Annotated in this window: 19 protein-coding genes and 1 riboswitch; of the genes, 6 read left to right on the forward strand and 13 right to left on the reverse strand. The window is 61.4% G+C overall.

Annotated elements, in window-relative coordinates:
• Positions 1-199: 199 nt before the first annotated feature.
• Together POI8812_RS11900 and pdxR are read left to right on the forward strand one after the other, a co-directional pair.
• Entirely contained in the window at positions 200-1,597 is a 1,398-nt protein-coding gene (locus POI8812_RS11900) for a glutamine synthetase family protein (protein ID WP_211310379.1), read from the forward strand.
• A 102-nt stretch (positions 1,598-1,699) separates the two neighbouring features.
• A complete protein-coding gene (gene pdxR / locus POI8812_RS11905) occupies positions 1,700-3,244 on the forward strand; it encodes a MocR-like pyridoxine biosynthesis transcription factor PdxR (RefSeq protein ID WP_108782820.1) in 1,545 nt (514 codons plus the stop codon).
• Between the two features lie 21 nt (positions 3,245-3,265).
• Here the strand turns inward: pdxR and POI8812_RS11910 are convergent, their stop codons facing one another.
• Genes POI8812_RS11910 through aptA form a run of 3 tightly spaced genes read right to left on the reverse strand, consistent with a single transcriptional unit; the run spans position 3,266 to position 9,411 of the window.
• The gene (locus POI8812_RS11910) at positions 3,266-5,710 is read right to left on the reverse strand and encodes a GcvT family protein (protein WP_108782821.1); all 2,445 of its coding nucleotides are present in this window, start codon (positions 5,708-5,710) and stop codon (positions 3,266-3,268) included.
• Positions 5,707-8,079, reverse strand: coding sequence for a GcvT family protein (locus tag POI8812_RS11915; RefSeq protein WP_108782822.1), 2,373 nt, complete (start codon positions 8,077-8,079; stop codon positions 5,707-5,709). Before POI8812_RS11915 ends, POI8812_RS11910 begins: the two co-directional genes overlap by 4 nt.
• A 6-nt stretch (positions 8,080-8,085) precedes the next feature.
• Positions 8,086-9,411 carry an omega-aminotransferase AptA gene (aptA, locus tag POI8812_RS11920; RefSeq protein ID WP_108782823.1) on the reverse strand — a complete coding sequence of 442 codons (1,326 nt, stop codon included), beginning with the start codon at positions 9,409-9,411 and terminating at the stop codon, positions 8,086-8,088.
• A gap of 575 nt (positions 9,412-9,986) precedes the next feature.
• On the opposite strand from aptA, the gene nthA reads away from it, so the two are divergent.
• From nthA to POI8812_RS11940, 3 genes are read left to right on the forward strand one after another with little or no spacing between them, the layout of a single operon-like run.
• Positions 9,987-10,604, forward strand: a complete 618-nt coding sequence (gene nthA, locus POI8812_RS11930) for a nitrile hydratase subunit alpha (protein WP_108782825.1) — start codon at positions 9,987-9,989, stop codon at positions 10,602-10,604.
• Positions 10,601-11,260, forward strand: coding sequence for a nitrile hydratase subunit beta (gene nthB / locus POI8812_RS11935; RefSeq protein ID WP_108782826.1), 660 nt, complete (start codon positions 10,601-10,603; stop codon positions 11,258-11,260). The genes nthA and nthB overlap by 4 nt, the downstream gene beginning before the upstream one ends.
• A gap of 2 nt (positions 11,261-11,262) precedes the next feature.
• On the forward strand, positions 11,263-11,580 hold the full coding sequence (locus POI8812_RS11940) for a nitrile hydratase accessory protein (protein WP_245895384.1): 318 nt from the start codon (positions 11,263-11,265) through the stop codon (positions 11,578-11,580).
• 42 nt (positions 11,581-11,622) lie between these two features.
• On the opposite strand, the gene cobF is transcribed toward POI8812_RS11940, so the two are convergent.
• From cobF to cbiE, 7 genes are all read right to left on the reverse strand, one after another.
• Positions 11,623-12,363 (reverse strand): precorrin-6A synthase (deacetylating), encoded by a 741-nt coding sequence (cobF, locus tag POI8812_RS11945; RefSeq protein ID WP_108783214.1) that lies wholly within the window; start codon positions 12,361-12,363, stop codon positions 11,623-11,625.
• Between the two features lie 59 nt (positions 12,364-12,422).
• Positions 12,423-13,100: an energy-coupling factor ABC transporter permease gene (locus POI8812_RS11950; RefSeq protein ID WP_108782828.1), complete on the reverse strand. Its 678-nt coding sequence runs from the start codon at positions 13,098-13,100 to the stop codon at positions 12,423-12,425.
• Between the two features lie 51 nt (positions 13,101-13,151).
• A riboswitch (cobalamin riboswitch) is annotated at positions 13,152-13,341 on the reverse strand.
• A 27-nt stretch (positions 13,342-13,368) separates the two neighbouring features.
• On the reverse strand, positions 13,369-14,097 hold the full coding sequence (gene cobA, locus POI8812_RS11955) for a uroporphyrinogen-III C-methyltransferase (protein WP_108782829.1): 729 nt from the start codon (positions 14,095-14,097) through the stop codon (positions 13,369-13,371).
• The gene (locus tag POI8812_RS11960) at positions 14,094-15,407 is read right to left on the reverse strand and encodes a cobyrinic acid a,c-diamide synthase CobB (RefSeq protein WP_108782830.1); all 1,314 of its coding nucleotides are present in this window, start codon (positions 15,405-15,407) and stop codon (positions 14,094-14,096) included. Before POI8812_RS11960 ends, cobA begins: the two co-directional genes overlap by 4 nt.
• Complete coding sequence (cobM, locus tag POI8812_RS11965; protein WP_108782831.1) at positions 15,400-16,194, reverse strand: precorrin-4 C(11)-methyltransferase; 795 nt, start codon at positions 16,192-16,194, stop codon at positions 15,400-15,402. Before cobM ends, POI8812_RS11960 begins: the two co-directional genes overlap by 8 nt.
• Positions 16,191-16,562: a cobalamin biosynthesis protein gene (locus POI8812_RS11970; protein ID WP_108782832.1), complete on the reverse strand. Its 372-nt coding sequence runs from the start codon at positions 16,560-16,562 to the stop codon at positions 16,191-16,193. The genes cobM and POI8812_RS11970 overlap by 4 nt, the downstream gene beginning before the upstream one ends.
• The gene (gene cbiE / locus POI8812_RS11975; protein WP_108782833.1) at positions 16,559-17,749 is read right to left on the reverse strand and encodes a precorrin-6y C5,15-methyltransferase (decarboxylating) subunit CbiE; all 1,191 of its coding nucleotides are present in this window, start codon (positions 17,747-17,749) and stop codon (positions 16,559-16,561) included. The genes POI8812_RS11970 and cbiE overlap by 4 nt, the downstream gene beginning before the upstream one ends.
• Between cbiE and POI8812_RS11980 the strand changes: the two genes are divergently transcribed.
• Positions 17,748-18,500 carry a cobalt-precorrin-6A reductase gene (locus POI8812_RS11980; RefSeq protein ID WP_108782834.1) on the forward strand — a complete coding sequence of 251 codons (753 nt, stop codon included), beginning with the start codon at positions 17,748-17,750 and terminating at the stop codon, positions 18,498-18,500. The genes cbiE and POI8812_RS11980 overlap by 2 nt on opposite strands.
• Here the strand turns inward: POI8812_RS11980 and cobJ are convergent.
• From cobJ to POI8812_RS11995, 3 genes are read right to left on the reverse strand one after another with little or no spacing between them, the layout of a single operon-like run.
• Complete coding sequence (cobJ, locus tag POI8812_RS11985; protein ID WP_108782835.1) at positions 18,473-19,225, reverse strand: precorrin-3B C(17)-methyltransferase; 753 nt, start codon at positions 19,223-19,225, stop codon at positions 18,473-18,475. The genes POI8812_RS11980 and cobJ overlap by 28 nt on opposite strands.
• On the reverse strand, positions 19,222-19,953 hold the full coding sequence (locus tag POI8812_RS11990; protein WP_108782836.1) for a precorrin-2 C(20)-methyltransferase: 732 nt from the start codon (positions 19,951-19,953) through the stop codon (positions 19,222-19,224). Before POI8812_RS11990 ends, cobJ begins: the two co-directional genes overlap by 4 nt.
• Positions 19,950-20,579 (reverse strand): precorrin-8X methylmutase, encoded by a 630-nt coding sequence (locus tag POI8812_RS11995; RefSeq protein ID WP_108782837.1) that lies wholly within the window; start codon positions 20,577-20,579, stop codon positions 19,950-19,952. Before POI8812_RS11995 ends, POI8812_RS11990 begins: the two co-directional genes overlap by 4 nt.
• Positions 20,580-20,582: the final 3 nt, after the last annotated feature.

Genomic DNA, 20,582 nt, shown 5'->3' on the forward strand with positions numbered 1-20,582 from the left:
AAAATGAAAGCGATTTGAGACAGCATATGCAGCGATTTCGCGACTTGTGAAGGGGATTCCCGTGGTGTGGGGATTGAGCCATCAGACGCGACGGCACAACCACCGCCAAACGCGCATAGCGGCAATCTAAAGTGACACCCTGTCTAAGGGGCATGCGCCGTGCTAGATCAGCGACAACGGAGCAGCCAACGGAGCCTTCATGACCGCCGCCCATCCCCTGAGCCTTCCCACGTCGCCTGAGATCGACGGGAATGCGCCAGATGCCCTTGAACAACTGCGCGAATGGGCCACCGCCCACGGGGTTGAGGAGGTTGAGTGTGTCTTGCCCGATCTTGCTGGGATCGCACGGGGAAAGGTGATGCCGCTCAAGAAATTCCTCCGCGAAGCGGGTGTACGGCTGCCCATGTCGACATTCTTTGCCACGATCAACGGTGATTATACCGAGGATGTCGGCCCACAGCTCTATACCGACCCGGATCTTGTCCTGACACCTGATCTGAGCGCGGTGCGATCCGTGCCCTGGGCCAACGATCGCTCACTGCAAATTATGCACGACGTCGAAACCGAGGACGGATCCCCTTACGAAGTTGCCCCGCGACAGGTTTTGCGCCGGGTTGTAGCACTCTATGCCGAGCGTGGCTGGTATCCGGTGGTGGCCCCGGAACTCGAATTCTACCTGGTCAAACCGAACCATGATCCCAACGAACCGCTGGAACCGCCAACCGGCCGGTCGGGTCGGCAGAGCTTTGGCAATCAGGCGTTCAGTCTTTCGGCCGTTGACGAATATGATGAAGTCATCGAGCTGATTTATGACTACGCCGACGCGCAAAACATCGCCATCGACACCATCATTCAGGAAGCCGGACCCGCACAGCTTGAAATCAACATGCTGCACGGTGATCCGATCAAGCTGGCCGATGAGGTGTTCCTGTTCAAACGTCTGATCCGCGAAGCCGCGCTGCGCTGCGGGCTTTATGCGACATTCATGGCAAAGCCCTATGGCGATCAGCTCGGTTCAGCCATGCACATCCACATGAGCGTAACCGATCGGGACGGGCGCAACATCTTCTCAAACGATGATGGCACGGCCTCTCTGGCGCATGATGCTTTCGTCGGGGGACAACAGACGCATTTTCACGCCGCGACAGCACTCGTCGCGCCATACGTGAACAGCTATCGCCGCCTGATCCCCGGTTGGTCCGCGCCGATCAATCTGGATTGGGGCGTCGACAACCGAACCACCGGATTGCGCTCTCCACGCGCGGAACCGGCTGCACGGCGGGTCGAGAACCGGGTGGCAGGGGCCGACGCAAACCCCTATCTCGCGCTCGCCGCCACGCTGGCCTGTGGCTATCTGGGGCTGACGCAGAACCTTGCCCCGCGCGTATTGGTCAAGGGCAACAGCTACAGCCGGGATCGCGACCTGCCGCCCTCCCTGCTCGACGCAGTTGAGGCGCTCGCGGCCAGTGACGATCTGCGCGGCGTTTTGGGTGATAAATTTGTGGACACATTCTGCGCCGTCAAACGCTCGGAACATGATCAGTTCATGCAGGTTATCTCCCCATGGGAGCGTAAGCATCTGCTGATGAACGTCTGATTGGACAGACGGGGCGGGGTCACCAGACTTCGCCCGAACTGCGTGACCTGAAAATCTGTCGCAAGATGGTCCTTTTGCTTGCCCCCTAAAGCACAAAGGACCATGCTCGCCCACATATTTCACCTTTGTGGCAAGGACTTCGGACAGACCGTGGGCACGATCTCGGAACATGACATCTATCTGTCATCGGACCAGTCCGCAGGCCTTCAGACGCGCCTGAAAGAATCGATCACCAAGGCAATCTGGGACGGTCGCTTTTCACCCGGTGACAGGCTGCCTGCCAGCCGGGCACTGGCCAACCATTTCGGCATCTCACGCATTACGGTCAGCCTTGCCTATGAGGCGTTGGTGGCAACCGGCTATGTCGCATCGCGGGCGCGCAGTGGCTTCTTCGTTGCAGATGATGCCCCAAACCAGCGGGATACTGTGGCCGCTCTGCGCGCGGAAGATGATGTGCGTATCGACTGGACGGAACGTCTGGGAATACCCCCCGCCTCGCTCGGCGGACAGGCTACGCCCACCAACTGGCGGGAATACCGGTTTCCCTTCGTATTCGGCGAACCCGATCTCAGCCGCTTTCCCGTCGATGATTGGCGGACCTGCGTGCGGCAGGCATCGGGCAAACGATACCTCGAAGCGATTGCGGACGATGCCGCCGATCAGGATGATCAAATGCTACTCGATCAGATCGTCAAGCGATCACTGACCGGGCGCGGGGTTTCGGCCAGTGTGAAGGAAGTGTTGGTGACCGCCGGGGCACAGAACGCGCTTTGGCTGTCAGCAAGGATCCTGCTGAAGCACGAGCCGGGTGCTGTCTTCGCCATCGAGGATCCCGGGTATCCCGAACTGCGCAATCTGCTCGTCAGCCTCGGGGCAACGCTCGCGCCTGTCCCCGTCGATGACGAAGGGATCATTGTGGACGCGATCCCGCCAGAGACTCGGGTCGTGTGCGTCACGCCCAGCCACCAGGCCCCGACCGGCGCGACGATGAGCATGAAACGCCGGGGGGAATTGCTTGCCCGCGCGGAAGCCGAAGACTTCATCATCATCGAAGACGATTACGATTTCGAGATGAGCTATCGCAGCCCCGGCATGCCCGCGCTCAAGTCGCTCGACCGGCAAGGACGGGTCGTCTATATCGGCAGTTTCTCAAAATCCATGTTTCCCGGATTGCGGCTGGGCTATCTGACCGCCGACATCAGTTTCGTTGAGCGCGCACGCGCTGCCCGCACGCTGACAGCGCGCCATCCGCCCGGCCTCACGCAACGGGCGGCGGCCTGCTTTCTTTCAGCGGGGCACTACAACGCACATGCAAGACGTATGCGCACCCGCATGGAACGACGTCATGCTGTCCTGCGCGAGGCGATTGAGGCCGAAGGCTTTGCCGATGCATTGGCGAGCGGATTTTCTGGCGCGTTTCTGTGGTTCGAAGGACCGGACGGACTGGATGCCGATCGCCTGAAAGAAGACCTGAAACACCGCAGTGTCCTGATCGAGCCGGGATCGAGCTTTTATGCAGGGGACAGTACCGCGCGTAATACGATCCGCATCGGATTTTCCGCCATCGCAACGGCTCGGATCGCAGAGGGCGTTGCGCTGATCTGCCAAGGCATTCGCGATCAGCTTTCCGAGGGCGGCGCCGCCTAGGGCAGCACCGCCTTCATATTCTTAAACCTTCACACGCTCGCTCTTCGGATCATAGAGCGGCTTAAGGCTGGCCGTTGCAGTCACACGCTCTCCGGCGACTTCGATCTGGTAGGTCGAGTCCAGAACCTCGGCAACGCTTTGCCCGGCGCAGGGCACATAGCCCATGCCGATGGCCCCACCCAGCGTGTGGCCGTAGTTGCCGGAGGTGACATAGCTCACGATCTCCCCATCCCGCAGGATCGGTTCGGCGTGGAACAGCATCTTGTCCGGGTCGGTCAACTGGAATTGCAGCATGCGCATTTGCAAGCCGCCTTCCTTGCGCGACAGAACCGCGTCACGACCGATGAAGTCTGGTTTGGCTGTCTTCACGGCAAAGCCAAGACCGGCCTCCAGCACATGGTCCTCTCCGGTGATGTCGTGACCGAAATGGCGGAAGCCCTTCTCGATCCGGCAGGAGTCCATCATGTGCAGACCGCAGAGCTTCAGGCCCAGCGGCGCGCCCGCCTGCCACAACACTTCGAACACATGGGCAGCCTGATCGGTGGGCACGTAAAGCTCCCACCCAAGCTCGCCCACATAGGTCACGCGATGCGCGCGGGCGAGCGTCATCCCGATCTCGACCTCGCGGGCCTTGCCAAAGGGATGAACCTCGTTCGACCAATCGTCCGGGCTGACCGCCTTAAGCAGATCTCGGGATTTCGGACCCATGACACAGATCACGGCCTCGGCTGATGTCATGTCAGTCAGAACCACGAAGCGATCCCCAACATGCCGCCGCATCCATGCCATATCGCGCACCAGCGTCGCGGCAGGCGTCACAACGATATAGGAGGTTTCGCTCAAGCGGGTGACGGTGATATCCGCCTCGATCCCGCCATTCACGTTGAGCATCTGGGTGTAGACGATCTTGCCCACTGGCACGGACATATCGCCACCGCAGACATGATTCAGAAATGCTTCGGCATCCGGCCCTTCGACCTTGATCTTCCCGAAGGAGGACATGTCATAGAGACCGACACCATTTCGGATCGCGTCATGCTCTGCCTTCTGGTTGTCGAACCAGTTCTGACGGCCCCAGTCATAGCGGTACTCCCGCTCCTGCCCTTCATTTGCAAACCAGTTGGCGCGTTCCCACCCGGCAAACTCACCGAAGACCGCACCGTTTTCAGCCAGCAAATTGTGCAGCGGAGAGCGGCGGATGCCGCGTGACGTCGCCTTCTGCCGGTATGGGAAGTGATCTGCATAGAGCAGGCCCAGCGTCTCAGACACACGCTCCTTCAGATAGCGTTTGTTGCGCTGGAAGGGCTGCATTCGGGCGATGTCCACGTCTCCGATGTCGAAGGGTGGCAGGCCCGTATCCATCCAATGCGCTAGCGCCATGCCGGCACCGCCCGAGGATTGGATGCCGATGGAGTTGAAGCCCGCACAAACGTAATAGCCGTCCAGCTCCGGCGCGGGGCCGAGGTGATAGGCATCATCCGGTGTGAAGCTTTCCGGCCCGTTGAAGAAGGTGTGAATCCCCGCCTCTGCTAGCATAGGCACGCGGCTCACCGCTTGCTCCAGGATCGGCTCGAAATGGTCGAAATCCTCGGGCAGTTGGTCGAACTCGAAATCAGCCGGGATCCCATCGACGGCCCATGGCTTTGCCACGGGCTCGAACGCGCCGAGCAGGATCTTGCCCGCGTCTTCCTTGTAGTAAGCGCATTCATCTGGGACGCGCAGAACCGGAAGCTGGGTCATGCCCGCAATGTTCTCGGTCACGATGTAGAAGTGCTCACAGGCCTGAAGTGGCACGTTCACGCCCGCCATCTTGCCGAAGTCCCGCGCCCACATGCCGCCGCAGTTGACAACATTGGGCGTTGTGATCGTTCCGGTTTCGTCACCGCGCCGCCAATGGATTGCCGTAACACGCCCCCGGTCCTGATCGACGCCTGTGACTTCGACGCCTTCAAAGACCTGCGCGCCACGCTGGCGTGCGCCTTTCGCAAGCGAAAGCGCGATGTTGGCCGGATCGCCCTGCCCGTCGAGCGGCAGGTGAACCGCTGCCGTCATGTCCTCTGTGTTCACATGGGGATAGAGTTCACGCACTTCCGCGTCGCTGACCTCATGCACTTCAACCCCAAAGGAGCGTGCCATAGAGGCCTGTCGCAGCACTTCCTCCCGCCGCGCCTCGGTCAGCGCCATGGTGATGGAGCCGCAGCGGCGGAAGCCGGTGGCGATCCCCGTCTCGGCCTCAAGCTCGCCATAGAGCTCCTGCGAGTATTTCGCGAGCCGGGTCATGTTCTTGCTGGCGCGCAGCTGAGCGATCAGCCCTGCCGCGTGCCATGTGGTGCCAGAGGTCAAGCGCTTGCGCTCTAACAGCACCACGTCTTTCCATCCGAGCTTCGTCAGGTGGTATGCAACCGAACAGCCTGCGATCCCGCCACCGACGATGACGGCCCGGGCCTGCGTTGGAAGAGCGTTCATGCCTTGATCCGCGCATTATCCGCGTCCCAGAGGGTCGCGTTGGGTTGAATGGTGGCTTTGTGGCGCGTGCCAAAGATCTCCACTTCGACCTGGCCCTCAATACCTTTGTCGATCATGGCGAGCGCGATGGCCTTACCCGTGCGGTGGCCCCACCCGGCAGAGCTGGTCAGGCCCACATGCTTGCCATCCTGCCAGACGGAGGAGAGCGGTGCGGCATCGCAATCGCCCTCATCATCCATGACGAGGGACACGACGCGCTTATCTGCTTCGCCTTGATTGGGCACGCCCAATTCAGCCAGCGTGTAGTCCGCATTCAACTCATGCCCCCACGCCATGTAGCCCTTTTCGAGCCGCATGGAGTCGAGCGCATACATGCCAACAGGCTTACCACCTGCCGCGATGATCGAGTCATAGGCTGCCGGACCGGCAGAGGCTGGCATGTGCATTTCCCACCCCAATTCCCCAGCGAAGGAGACGCGCAGCATGTCGAACTCGACACCGTTCACGCTAGCGGTCTGATGGGTCAGCCATCCCTTCTCAAGGTCTGCTTCGATGGCGCTGGCGGCGACGACGTCGCGCGCCTTCGGCCCGGTCACCAGCATGATCGTGGTATCCTCGGTCACGTTGGTCAGCGTGAACGCTGCATCCGCTGGCATTGCGGCCTGCAACATCTCGAGATCTTTCCATTCAGCCACAGCCGCCGTCATCAGCAGGAAGTCATCCTCGCCGCGGCGCGTGATGGTCATCTCAGCCTGGAACTTGCCATTCTTCGACTTGAAATACGCAAGACGGGTCCGACCGACCTTTGGCAGCTTCGAGACGCTGACCGTCTCCAGCCACTCCCCCGCGCCGGGCCCGTTGAGTGCATAGCGGGTCAGACCGGTGAGGTCGATGACACCGCACTCGTCGCGCACGATTGCGCATTCGCGGCCCACCGCATCAAACCACGGGCCACGGCGCTCGTAGGTTGCCGCCGCTTCCAGATCGGTGTTGTCGCCGTCCTTGGCAAACCAGACGGGGCGCTCCCATCCGCCAAATACGCCAAACACGGCACCTGCGGCTTCATGCTTCGCATGCAATGAGGACAGCCGCTTGTTGCGTCCTTCGGGCCAGTTGTAGTGTGCAAAGTGGATCGCGTACTCGTTGTCGTAGATCTCTTTGCCCTTGGCGTCGCAATAGTCCTGATCGGTGTAGGACGTGTAGCGGCGCGGATCGACGGGCCATGCGTCCCACTCGGTCTCACCGTCGATGATCCATTCCGCCATCATCTTGCCCGCACCACCGGACTGGATGATACCAAAGGTGAACGCTGTCGCCTCGAACGCCTTCTCGACACCCGGCATCGGGCCGATCAGCGGCAGGCCGTCAGGAGCGTACGGGATCGGGCCGTTGATGACGCGTTGCAGACCGACCGAGCCGAGCAGCGGGACGCGCTCGCACGCATCCTCGATATAGCTCTCGATCCGCTCCAGATCGTCGGGGAACAGCTGGAAGGAGAAGTCATCGGGGCGCTGGTCATCTTCGGTGCGCCAGTGGATGCGGCCACCCTTCTCGTATGGCCCCAGCAGCAGGCCGTGCTTTTCCTGGCGTAGATAGTAGGAGGAATCCGGATCGCGGATCATCGGCATGGTGGGAACGTCTTTAAGCTCCTCAATCTCCTCGGTCACCAGATACTGGTGCGCCATAACGGTTTGCGGCACGGGCCGCCCGCCATGCTTTAGGAACATGTTGCCGATGTCGGGGGCGTAATAACCCGCGGCATTCACGACGAACTCACAGCGCACGTCGCCTTGCGGCGTATGGATCACCCACTCGTCGCCGTCGCGTGTCACGTCGGTGACAGGACAGCTGCGAATGATCTTGGCACCGCCGTCCCGCGCGCCTTTTGCATAGGCTTGCGTGACCTGAGACGGGTCAATGTCGCCGTCGCGCGCATCCCAAAGACCGCCGACCAGATCGTGGCCTTCCATCTGGGGAACGTATTCCTTGAGCTGATCGACCGAGATCACGTCGATCTGGCGGCCCATGCTGGCGGCCATATCGGCCACATGCTCGAACTCGCGCATCCGCTCTTTGGTATGGGCCAGACGAACAGCGCCCGTCTGGTGATAGTTGATCGGATAGCCGACCTCATCACCCAGCCTCTCAAACAGGTCGATGGAATAGGCCTGCATCTGCATGACGGTCCACGACCCTGAGAAGGTCGGGCAGTTGCCAGCGGCGTGCCATGTCGAGCCCGCCGTTAGTTCTGACTTTTCGAGGAGGAGCACATCGCTCCATCCCCGTTGGGTCAGGTGGTAGAGCGTGGAACAGCCGACCGCCCCCCCACCGATGATAACGACACGAGCGGTTGAGGGGAGGTCTGCCATTTGGTCTTAGCCTTCGTGTTGGTCGAGCGAGGAGCGGAACTTGTCCACGATCTCGTCGATATGCTCTTTTTCCATGATGAACTGGGGGGCGATGATCGCGTTGTCGCCGGTGAACTTCACGCTCAGGCCGTTCCAGAACATCTCTTTCTGCAAGGTTGTGCCGCGCAAGCCGGGCATCGCGCCCTGATGCACTTCGATCCCTGCCATGAAACCCGCGACACGGATGTCGTTGACCATATCATGATCTTTCAGGCTCATCATCGCGTCCTGGAAGTAGGGGATCATGTCGTGGGTGCGCGCCACCAGATCTTCCTCTTCCAGAATATCCATCATCGCGAGGCCCGCTGCACATGCGGCAGGGTGTCCCGAATACGTGTAGCCGTGGAAGAACTCGGTTAGGCCATCCGGCGAACCACCGGTGACGGTCTCATAAATCTCATCCTTCACGGCAACCGCACCCATCGGGATGGAGCCATTGGTCAGCGCCTTTGCCATCGTCATGATGTCGGGCACGACGTCATAGTGCTGGGCCGCGAAGTTGGTGCCCATGCGGCCAAAGCCTGTGATGACCTCATCAAAGACCAGCAATATGCCATGCTGATCGCAGATCTCGCGCAGACGCTTGAGATAGCCGACCGGCGGCGGAAGCGCGCCCGTAGAACCAGCAACCGGCTCAACAAAGACCGCTGCGATATTGCCCGCTCCATAAGTCTCGCAAATGCGCTGAAGGTCGTTGGCAAGCTCAACACCGCGATGCTCCGAGTGTCCGCCGGGGATGAACTTCTCCTCGGGGTTGTGGGTGTGACGCATCATCACAACGCCCGGAATGGTCGCGTGGAAGATATCGCGGTTCTTGACCATGCCAGACAGGGACACTCCGCCGATATTCACACCATGATAGGCACGCTCACGGCTGACAAAGCGGGAACGGGCGTCGCCGCGCGCGTGGTGATACGCCATCGCAATCTTGAGTGCGGTGTCCACCGCCTCGGACCCCGAGTTCACGAAGAAGACGTGGTTGATCGGCTCTGGCGTCAGGCGCGAGATGCGCTCAGCCAGCGCGAAGCTGCCCGGATGACCCACCTGAAACGGCATGACATAGGTATATTCCTGCATCTGCTTGTGGACCGCCTCGACGATCTTCGGGTGACAGTGCCCGGCAGGAGAGCAGAACAGCCCGCTCGACCCATCCAGAACGCGCCCACCGCGGTGGTCGATCAGATGGGTGCCTTCCGCTTTGACGACCAGTCGCGGATCCTTTTTAAAACCCCGGTTGTCCGAGAAGGGCATCCAATGCTCTTCAAGCGAATTCGAACGAGAATCGTAGGCCATCGTGCCCTCCTATTGTTTGACGGATCAGTTGTGCTGAGTGTGTCTCAAACGACGTAGGGCCAGCACGTTTTTTGAATAAGGCCAGCGCGCGAATCACATCCCAGTGGAAGGGTCTTTGATCGCGTTCATGCCAGCTCGCCAGAAAGGTGAGAACCCGCGCTGGTGTATGATCTGAAGGTGGCAGACATTGGGCCGGCCGTGCGCCATGTCCGTTTTTTCATCCCCAGCGGTGGGGACGGTCGCGCCCTCGACTTTATGTTCGAAAACGCTGAAAGCCTGACGGACACTATCAAGGTAATTTCGACCCAGATTGCGAGCCTGGTTCGGCTGAGCGGAGCACCAAACAGATGCTGGACCGCCAAGCGGGTGAGGTTCAATCGTTTTCCCGCTTTACCCGCTTGGCCGGTGCTTGCGGTAGCACGTGTGGGGCGTGCCGTGACCGCAAGCACCACCTTACCCGGTCTTTCAGACATGAAAAGCCGCTAAGCACATTTGGAAGAGATCTGTTTGGCGGCGAATGGCTCTGACGCTAAGCTCCACAACTGAAAACGTACCTAGCTGAGCGAGAGGATCGCATGCCGCACGATCACAGTGATGACCACTCTCATATGAGCGATATCGACGCGCGTGTCCGGGCCCTCGAAAGCTTGCTCAGCGAAAAGGGCTATATCGACAGCGCCGCCGTAGACGAGATTGTTCAGACCTATGAGACGCAGATCGGCCCGCAAAACGGCGCGCATGTCGTGGCCAAGGCGTGGACCGATCCGGTTTTTCGCGATTGGCTGGCCGCAGATGCCACCGCCGCGATCCACTCACTGGGATACACATCGCGTCAGGGCGAACATATGGAGGCGGTCTTTAACGACGCCGACACCCACCACCTTGTCGTGTGCACCTTGTGCTCGTGCTACCCGTGGTCGGTGCTGGGCCTACCCCCGGTTTGGTACAAATCGCCGCCGTTTCGATCCCGCGCCGTGATCGACCCGCGCGGTGTGCTGGCAGAATTTGGCCTGACCCTGCCCGATCATGTCGCCGTTCAGGTCCACGATTCCACAGCCGAGATCCGCTATCTCGTCATCCCCCAGCGGCCTTTGGGCTCGGAGGGGATGGACGAGGCGTCGCTTCGGCGTCTGGTCACGCGCAATGCGATGATCGGGACGGGACTGGCCCTGTCACCAGAGGCCACATCATGAATGGTGGCGCGGATCTGGGCGGCGTGATGGGCTTTGGCCCCGTGGTCGAAGAAGCTGACGAACCGAATTTTCATGCAGAGTGGGAGGCGCGCGTTCTGGGCATGGTTGTCGCCCTGGGGGCATGCGGGCAATGGACCCTCGACCAATCCCGCTTTGCGCGGGAGAACCGCCCTCCCCCCGCTTATATGATGATGAGCTATTACGAGATCTGGCTGGAGGCCGCGATCACGCTGATGACCGAGCGCGGGATGATCACTGCCACAGAATTGGAGCAGGGACGCGCCCTTCAGGCCCCCATCGCCATCCGGCGCAGACTGGTCGCCGCCGACGTTGAGGCCGTCTTGAATGCAGGTGGTCCCGTGAACCGGCCGGAGATCGGAGAGCCTGCTTTTGCACCCGGAGATCGCATTCGGACGATCAATCTGCACCCCGAAGGACACACCCGCCTGCCCCGCTATGCACGCGACAAAACCGGGACGGTGACCAAGGTCCATGGATTTCACGTCTATCCTGATGACAGCGTATCCGGGCAGGAGCGTGCCGAATGGCTTTATCAGATCACATTCGACGCACGGACGCTTTGGGGACCGAAGCAGAGCCCGAGGGATATCGTGACCCTCGATCTCTGGCAGCCCTATCTGATCGCAAACCCATGACCATGAGACTGACAGACTTGCCGGGCATCACGCTTCAGGATGATGAACCCGTCTTTGCCGAACCCTGGGAAGCACAGGCCTTTGCGCTGATCGTGCATCTGCACGAGCGTGGCGCCTTCACCTGGGCTGAATGGGCAGATGCACTTTCGAGCGAAATTCACGGCGGACAGACGCTCGCCTACTATCAACACTGGCTTAAAGCGCTTGAAACACTGGTGGCGGCAAAGGGTCTGACGTCAGCTTCTGCTCTGACCGCACGCAAGCAGGACTGGCTCGACGCCGCAGCCCGCACACCCCACGGTCAGCCCATCACGCTGTGACCGCTTCGGATTGGGGCAAATACCCCGGTGCTACGGCTCCAATCACGCACGGCGTCGCAACAGGTAGACATCCATGATCCAACCGTGGTCTGCGCGCGCTTCTGCCCGCAGGCGCTGGATTTGTTCGGACACGTCCGCGAGGGGACCTGAGCACAGGATCTCCTCTGCCATACCAAGATAGGCGCCCCACCAGATATCAAAATCACCGGGGTCGAGATGGCGAAATGCGCATCCCCCGTCCAGCATGACGGCCAGCGTTTCCGCGCCATCTGGCCAGCCTTGGTCTCGCAAACGACGGCCCGTCGTGATCGTGACGGGTGCAGCCAGTGTGTTCAGCGGAATGGCATGCGCTGCCGTCAGAAGCTGAACAGATGTCAGCCCCGGGACAACAACGATCTTGCGCAACGGATCAAGCCGTTTGGCAATGCGAATTGTGCTGTCGTAGAGCGAGGGATCGCCCCAGACAAGCAGCGCCGCATTTTCAGGATTACCGGCATCGACGATCTTTCCGGTCCAGATCGCTGCAATCTCATCATGCCACTGGTTGACCGCATCGACATAGTCGCGTGTGCCATCGCGCACCGGCATCTGAAACGTCACAACCGTCTCATCCAGCGGCCGCAGCCCCTCGATAATCTGAAACCGCAGGTCGGCAAGATCAGACTTACTGGACCCCTTATGGGGCACAAGGATGAGATCGGCAGAGCGGATCGCCTTGCGCGCCTGTTCGGTCAGGTGGTCCGGATGCCCGGTCCCGATGCCGATAAGTGTCAATGTGGGGATCATGGTCAGGCTGATCGCGGCAGGTCTCCCCCGCCACGATCCATCTTGAGCCGCAGCGCTTAGGCCGCGTTGTAAAGGCGGTCGGTCACGACCGGGGAACCATTGAGGCCGCGCAGCGTCTTGGCACCTGCCAGAACCGCCAGATCCGCAAGCGGCTCGATCAGAACCACCAGCATATAGGCCCCACCGAAGGCCAGCACGGCATTCAGATTGTCAGCACCCACGCCCTGACCGTAGATCGCCCAGAATGCAACCCAGGCGACGACGCCGCCCTGATAGACAGCGGACATCTTCAGAACATCAGCATAGGCAAGGTCGACATAAGCCGTATTGGCCGGAACCACACGCTTTGCCAACGCATGAACAGCGAAGAGCGGGAAGAGCAGCGTCGACACGTTCACGAAGAACATCGGCAGGTCGGACGGCGCGAAGAACATCCCCTGGATCAGCAGTCCCGCGGCAAGACCAACCGCAGCTGGTGCGGCACCAAGGATCAGGAACAGTGTTGTGCCGAGGATGAAGTGCACCTCAGAAATTCCGACTGCGAAATGCGGCAGCAACTCGAAGAAGATGAACGTACCGACCATCGCGATCACCGACCGCAGGCCAAAGGACACGATGTTGTGGGACTTCAGATCATCTGCAGCCAGTTTCACCGAATACCCTGCGGCCGCCGCTGCGGTGCCATAAGCGAGGGCCATTTTCGCGCCATCCACGACGCCCGGTTCGATATGCATGTCTCTCTCTCCAATGCCGTCCACCCGACGGACGCATGTGCCGGAAGACCGGCGATTTCAATTCAGATGGCAGGTCTCCTGACTTGCGGATCATCGCGGGACCGAGCCTTCCCAGCCCATCGGGCCAGTGGCATCTGTCGGTCCGCTCTCCGCTTACAGTTGCGGGGGCAGCCCGGGTCTTTCACCCGGTTCCCTTTTCAGGCGACCGCGAAAGGCCACCACCATCTGCCCTGACCATTACAGCAATTTCAGGGTGCGACAAGTTGGTTCACGACATTTCAGGGTCGGCTAACGCACCGTACAGGATCAGGGCGGGCGCTTTGCTCAGCTCACCGTCCAGCATTCTGGCCAAGTCTCCAACCGTTGATCGGTGCAGGCTCTGGTCGGGCGTGCTCACCGCTTCGGCCATCATTGCTGGGGTTTCCGGGGGCAAACCACCCTCCATCAGGATGGCTGCCAATTTGGGAAATGTCCGTTTTCCCATAAAGACCACGGTGGTCGCCTGCGCATCTGCAAGGGCCGCGATGTTCAGATCTTCGGGCAACGCTCCCGTAACGTCATGACCCGTTACGAACTGGACGCGGCGGGCGGTGAGTCGCCGCGTCAGCGGTATGCCTGCTGCCGCCGCTGCCGCACAGGCCGACGGGACGCCGGGAATCACTTCATAGGGGATACCAGCGGCCCGAAGCGCTGTGATCTCCTCCTCCAACCGACCGAAGACACCGCTATCCCCCGATTTGAGGCGCACAACACGCTGATCCTCCAGCGCATAGTCCACAAGCAAGCGGCTGACATGATCTTGCTTGGGCGATGGCCGCCCGGCCCGCTTTCCCACACCGACCAGATCGGCCCCGCTACGCACATGGCTCAGGATCGGACCGGAGGACAGGTCATCGAACAACACCGCATCCGCGCGTTTCAGCCGGTCGACCGCCTTGAGCGTCAGAAGCTCCGGGTCGCCCGGCCCCGAGGAGACGAAACTGACAAACCCGGTCATGACCCTTCCGCCGTGATCAGATGAAAGAAGGTACCCGTCGTGTTGGCCCGGCGCGAGCCCGTCTGCCTGACTGCATTCCCATCCGCATCGAAGACCTCAGCCAACGGGGCGTCGGGCTGTTCCAGGATAGAGGAATAATGGAACTCATGCCCACGCAGCGCCTGCCCCGCCCCATAACCCGGCATCGGCGCGCTCAGCACCGCCCGGCGGTAGCCCAGGTTGAACTTCCGTTTCTCATAACTCGTCACCAAACCCAGCAGTCCGGCCATTTCGTGGCGCACCCCGTCCTTGTCGATCAAGGCTTCGCCAAGCGCCATGTAGCCTCCGCATTCGCCATGCACGGGCTTTGTCTGCGCGTGGACCCGCAACCCGGCAAGGAACACGCGGGAGGCGGCGATCTGCCCGGCATGCAGCTCCGGATAGCCGCCCGGCAACCAGACGATATCCGCGCTTTCATCCGGTGCTTCGTCAGCGAGCGGCGAAAACGGCAAAATTTCCGCCCCGGCGGCACGCCAGCCAGTCAGCTGATGTGGATAGGTGAAGGAGAAAGCCGCATCCCGCGCAATCGCAATCCGCTGCGCGGGCGGTGGCGGCAGCGCCCCGGTGCTGGGCAAGGACCGGCCCCGCGCAGCGGCCTTGATCGCAGCCAGATCCACATGCTCCCGCAAAAAATCCGCATAGCCTGCGATGGCCGCTTCCAGATCGGGATGCTCCACCGCTTGTATCAGTCCAAGATGCCGCTCGGGCAGTTTCAAATCACCCCGACGCGGCAACGCGCCAAGCACCCGAATACCCGCCTGCTCCATCCCAACGCGGGTCAACCGCTCATGTCTGGGGGAGGCGACGCGGTTCAGGATCACACCGGCAAATGGCAGATCAGGGTTGTACATTTTGAAGCCCAGAGCAGTCGCCGCCGCCGATTGCGCCTGCCCGCTTACATCCACGACGAGGACGACCGGCCACCCCATCGCGGCGGCCGTTTCCGCGCTGGAGCCAAAGCCACATTGCCCGCGCGTCGCCACACCGTCGAACAGCCCCATGGAGCCTTCGCCAACAATGATGTCAGCGCCCGCCGCCTGTGCCGCCACTCCGTCAAGGAGCGATTGATCCATGGCCCAGGTGTCAAAGTTGAACGAGGGCCGCCCCGCCGCCGCAAGGTGGAACGCGGGGTCGATGTAGTCCGGGCCACTCTTGAAGGGTTGGACCGTCAGGCCTTCATCACGCAGCGCCCGCAACAGACCCAGCATCACAGTTGTCTTTCCCGTACCCGATGAGGGCGCTGAAATCATCACTCCCGCAATATCAGTCATCCCCGTGGCTCCAGCTGGCCCAGGGGCTTTCCGCTGTTTGCGGTCGATACCGGCGGTCATAGTCGGTCGAGTAGAGGCAGCTTTCCGCAAACCCCTCGCTGTCCAACGCATGCCCCACAAGGATCAACGCCGTGCGCGTGATATCAGGCGTCAATGCCGCCTTCAGTGTGCCCAGCGTGCAGCGCAGGATCTTTTCGTCGGGCCAGCTCGCCCGATAGGCCACGGCCACCGGGCAATCTTCCCCGTAATGCGGTGTCAGATCCGCGACAACCTGATCGACATTGCCGATGGACAGATGCAGGGCGAGCGTAGCGCCGGTCTTCGCGAAATTTTCCAGCGTTTCCCCTGCTGGCATCGAAGTCGCCCGGCCCGGTGTCCTTGTCAGCACAACCGATTGCGCCACGCCGGGCAGCGTGAGTTCGTTGCCGAGCGCTGCGGCGGCAGCCGAAAAGCTGGGAACGCCGGGGGTTACGGTGAAAGGAATACCCGCCGCCTTGATGCGCCGGACCTGTTCACCCATCGCGGACCAGACCGAAAGATCCCCCGAATGCAGACGCGCCACATCGTGCCCGGCAGCATGTGCTGCTTCAATTTCAGTCATGATGGCGTCGAGGTCGAGGGAGGCTGTGTTCACGATCTTCGCCCCATCTGGGCAATGGCCAAGGATTGCTTCGGGCACGAGCGATCCGGCATAGAGGCAGACCGGGCTGGATGCGATCAGATCGCGCCCTCGCAAGGTCAGCAGATCGGGGGCTCCTGGGCCCGCACCGATGAAATGAACGGTCATATTGTCTCTCCGTCTGCGCTGATGGCCAGGGCGCAGGTCGCCATACCGTCAGCCGAAATCTCTCGTGGTGCAACCAGCCGCGCACCGGGACCAATCGCTGCAAGCGCTGCTGCCTCCGCAACGCTGCCCGTGTTGCGCGCCGCAAGGGAGGAGGCGGATTGCGTCAGGGTTTCTTGCTGAGCAATCACATCAGCAGGAATGCCCATCACAGCAACGCCAAGGCGGCCACCAAGCGGGGCGAGCCCGTTGCGCTTGTCGATGTGGGTGGCGAGCAGCGCTGGCTCAAGAACGCCTGACGCACGCTGCAAAGCGTCGTGGAGGCTGTCCATCGACGCGCCAGATCGAAATCCGAACCCGGCCACGATCATAACACGGTGCTCCACTGCACAATGGGGTAGGATGCTTTCCAGCCATGCTTTCGGCCAAGCGGCTTTGCCTGTGACACCTCAATGCGCATCAGTTCGCCACCAAGCTTGGCGTGCCAGACACTCAGCAATGCCTCCGCTTCTAGCGTCACGGCGTTGGCGACCAACCGGGTTCCAGCAGGAAGTGTCGAAAGCTTTTGCAGCATCGCCTCTGACACGCCGCCACCCACAAAAACCGCATCTGGCGGCGCCAAATCGTCCAGCGCATCAGGCGCGGTCCCGGTAACGATCTTCAAACGATCCGCGCCGAGCGCATCCGCATTCGTCTTAATGCGTGCTGCGCGATCCTCCGACTGTTCGATGATTGTCGCCGACGTGGCCGGATGGCTCAGCAGCCATTCGATCGCGATCGACCCGGACCCGCCGCCGATATCCCATAGAGACTCTCCGGCGCGCGGCGCCAGCGTGCTCAGGGTCAGCGCGCGCACCGGGCGCTTGGTGATCTGCCCGTCGTGATCGAACAGCTCATCCGGCAAACCCGACACTTGCGGCAGGCCAGCACCCTGCGCGTCAATTGCAACTGCAACGGGATGACTGAATGTGGCGGCCCGAACCTCTTGCGGAGTGATCTGGGTGATCCGTTCACGCGGCCCGCCAAGCGCTTCCAGCACTGTCAGCCCGCTCTGCCCATGACCCGTCTCCATCAGAAAGTCGGCAAGCGCGGACACCGCGTCCCCATCTCGCAACAAGACGAGTGCGCGCACATTTTCCCCTAGATGCGGACGCAACCGACCAAACGGGGCGGCATGCAACCCGAAGCAACGTGTCGACTCCAGCGGCCAGCCCATTCGTGCGGCGGCCAATGCAAAGGTCGACGGCGCGGGCAATGCCTCCCACTCTTCCCGGCTGAGATGTCTGGTGATTGAGGTGCCAGCGCCAAACCAGAACGGATCGCCGGAGGCGAGCACCACAACAGGGCGCCCCCGCAATGTTAGCAGACGCGCGATCCCGTCAGCATAAGGAACAGGCCAGGTGATTTGCTCTGCTTCGGTCGGCCCGATCAACTCCAGATGACGCGGCGGTGCCATCACGACCTCTGCCGCATCGAGGCGCGCTTGACTTGCAGGCGTCAGGCCGTCACGTCCGTCCTCACCGATCCCGATTATGGTCAACCACGGACGCTCAGCCATGACACCGAACCTTTTGATACTTGGCGGCACGACAGAGGCGACGGCGCTCTGCCGCGCGGTGGCCGAAACGGGCTTGCGTGCGACCCTTTCGCTCGCCGGACGGGTTGAGCGTCCGTTGCGCCAGCCCGTACCGCGCCGGATTGGCGGGTTTGGTGGCGTCGACGGGCTGCGCCGCTATCTTGCCGACAACAACATCACCCATGTGATCGACGCGACCCACCCATTCGCTGCGCAAATGAGCCGGAATGCCGTCGATGCGTGCGCGCAAACCGGAACGCCTCTGGCCGCGCTCACCCGCGCGCCGTGGCGTGCACAAGCGGGTGACCATTGGACTCATGTTCCCGACATTGCAGGCGCTGTCGCAGCACTGGATCGCCCTGCCTGTCGCGTCATGCTGGCAGTTGGGCGTATGCACCTTCCCGAATTCGCACCGAACCCTCAGCATTTCTACCTGCTGCGCCTTGTGGATGAACCAGCGACCCCACCGAATTTTCCCGACCACCACATCCTCGTGTCGCGCGGTCCTTTCACAGAGGCGGACGATCGCGCGCTGATGACCCGACACCAGATCGACCTCGTCGTTTCCAAGAACGCAGGCGGCACCGGTGCCTATGCTAAGATCGCAGCAGCGCGCAGCCTGGGCCTGCCCGTCATAATGATCGACCGCCCAACGCTGCCCAAGCGTATCGAGCACAACAGCGTGCCGGATATCCTCGACTGGATTCACGACGCGACAGAACGTGGTGTGTAAATCAACGGCGCGCCGTCGCGGGGGATGAGCCGCGTTTGAGACGAGCCAACGATCACCATTGTGCGCATATCAGCCATTTCGGGTTCGGTCTCGCTCAACGGAACCACCCGGATCGTCTGATCCGGTGTGGAAATCGCTCTTCCAAAGATCACGGGCCGATCATCGCCACAGGCGTCCTTCAGGATGTCGAGCGTTTTGGCAAATCCCTCGGGCCGTGATTTCGAGCGTGGATTGTAGAAAGCCATCGCGAAATCAGCCTCTGCCGCCAGCCGCAGTCGCTTCTCGATCAGCGCCCAGGGTTTGAGATTGTCGCTAAGGTTGATGGCGCAGAAATCGTGCCCGAGCGGCGCACCGCACGCCGCTGCACATGCAAGCATTGCCGTGATGCCGGGCATGACCTGAACATCGAGGTCGCGCCAGCCCGGCTCCCCATATTCCACGGCCTCCAACACTGCCGCGGCCATCGCAAAAACACCCGGATCGCCCGATGAAACCACGACCACCCGTGCCCCTTGCGCGGCCAGGGACAGTGCATGGCGCGAGCGATCAATCTCAACGCGGTTGTCCGTGGCGTGCAGGTTCAGGCCCTGGCGCGGTGCAACGCGGGCGACATAAGGGATATAGCCGATCACATCTGTCGCTTCATCCAAGACAGCTCGCACATCCGGCGTCACCATCTCCTCCCGACCGGGGCCGAGGCCGACAATTCTGACCCAACCGCTCATGGACGGCGCCCCTGCCCATGCACCACGATGATCGAGAAATAGGGCGTCACCTTGCCTTCCGCGGCGCTCAACTTCGTGACCGTCTGGTTGGGCATCGTCGCGAACTCGACCAACCATGCGGCGTCATACCGTCCGGCCACGCGCAAAGCGTCACGCACCTTGTCGATATTGCGCCCGATTTTCATGATGACCAGCGCGTCAGCTGCCTTCATGTGAGAGATCAGCTCGTCCTGCGGCAAAGTCCCCATCAGCACGCTCAACACGTCGTCGCCCCACGTGATCGGCGCGCCTGTCGCAGTCCAAGCCCCGCTCATCCCGGTGATCGCAGGCACAACCTGAACCGGAATGTCATCCTTGAGCCGGGTGTAGAGATGCATGAAAGAGCCGTAAAAGAACGGATCACCCTCACACAGCACCACGATATCTTCTCCTGCGTCCGCCAGCGCGCGCAGCTTTGCCCGACACTCCGCATAAAAGGCCGAGAGGATTTCATTGTAGCGCGGATCGCTCAACGGAATTTCCGTTGTCACCGGGTATTCCATCGGGATTTCAACAACGCCGTCGGGTAGCATCCCCTCGACAATCCGTCGCGCCTGTCCCGGACGTCCCTTCTTGCGAAAAAAGGCCACATAGCGCGCATTTCGGATCAACCGGTCCGAACGGACACTCATCAAATCGATGTCACCGGGCCCCAACCCGACGCCATATACCGTTCCCGGCGCGCTCATTCGATCCGGCTCCCGATCGCATTGACCGCCGCCACGGTGATCGCACTGCCGCCAAGCCTGCCCTTCACGATGCAGGAGGGCACCGGCTGCGCATCCCACAAGGCGTCCTTACTCTCGGCCGCGCCGATGAACCCTACCGGGCAGCCGATGATCGCGGCCGGTCGCGGACAGTCCGGGTCTTCCAGCATATTGAGAAGATGGAAAAGCGCCGTGGGTGCGTTGCCAATCGCCACAACGGCCCCCTCAAGATGGGGGCGCCAGAACTCCAGCGCTGCGGCGGAACGGGTGTTGCCCATCTCAGCCGCAAGCGCGTGCACACCATCGGTCCAAAGCGTGCAAATCACCTCATTGTCCGCGGGCATCCGTTTGCGTGTGATCCCTTCGCTGACCATACGCGCATCGCACAGTATTGGCGCGCCTGCCTCCAACGCCGCGCGCGCAGCCGTCACAAAACCGGGCGTAAAATGGATATGCTCCTCAAGCCCGACCATCCCAGCGGCATGGATCATGCGCACAGCGACGATTTCCTCATCCGCATCGAAACGGTCAAGGTCAGCTTCCGCACGGATGGTCGCGAAAGACTGGCGGTAGATCTCCGCACCGTCGGTTTCGTAGGTGTAGGGCATGGC

This window comes from Pontivivens insulae (genome assembly GCF_900302495.1).
Lineage (GTDB): Bacteria > Pseudomonadota > Alphaproteobacteria > Rhodobacterales > Rhodobacteraceae > Pontivivens > Pontivivens insulae.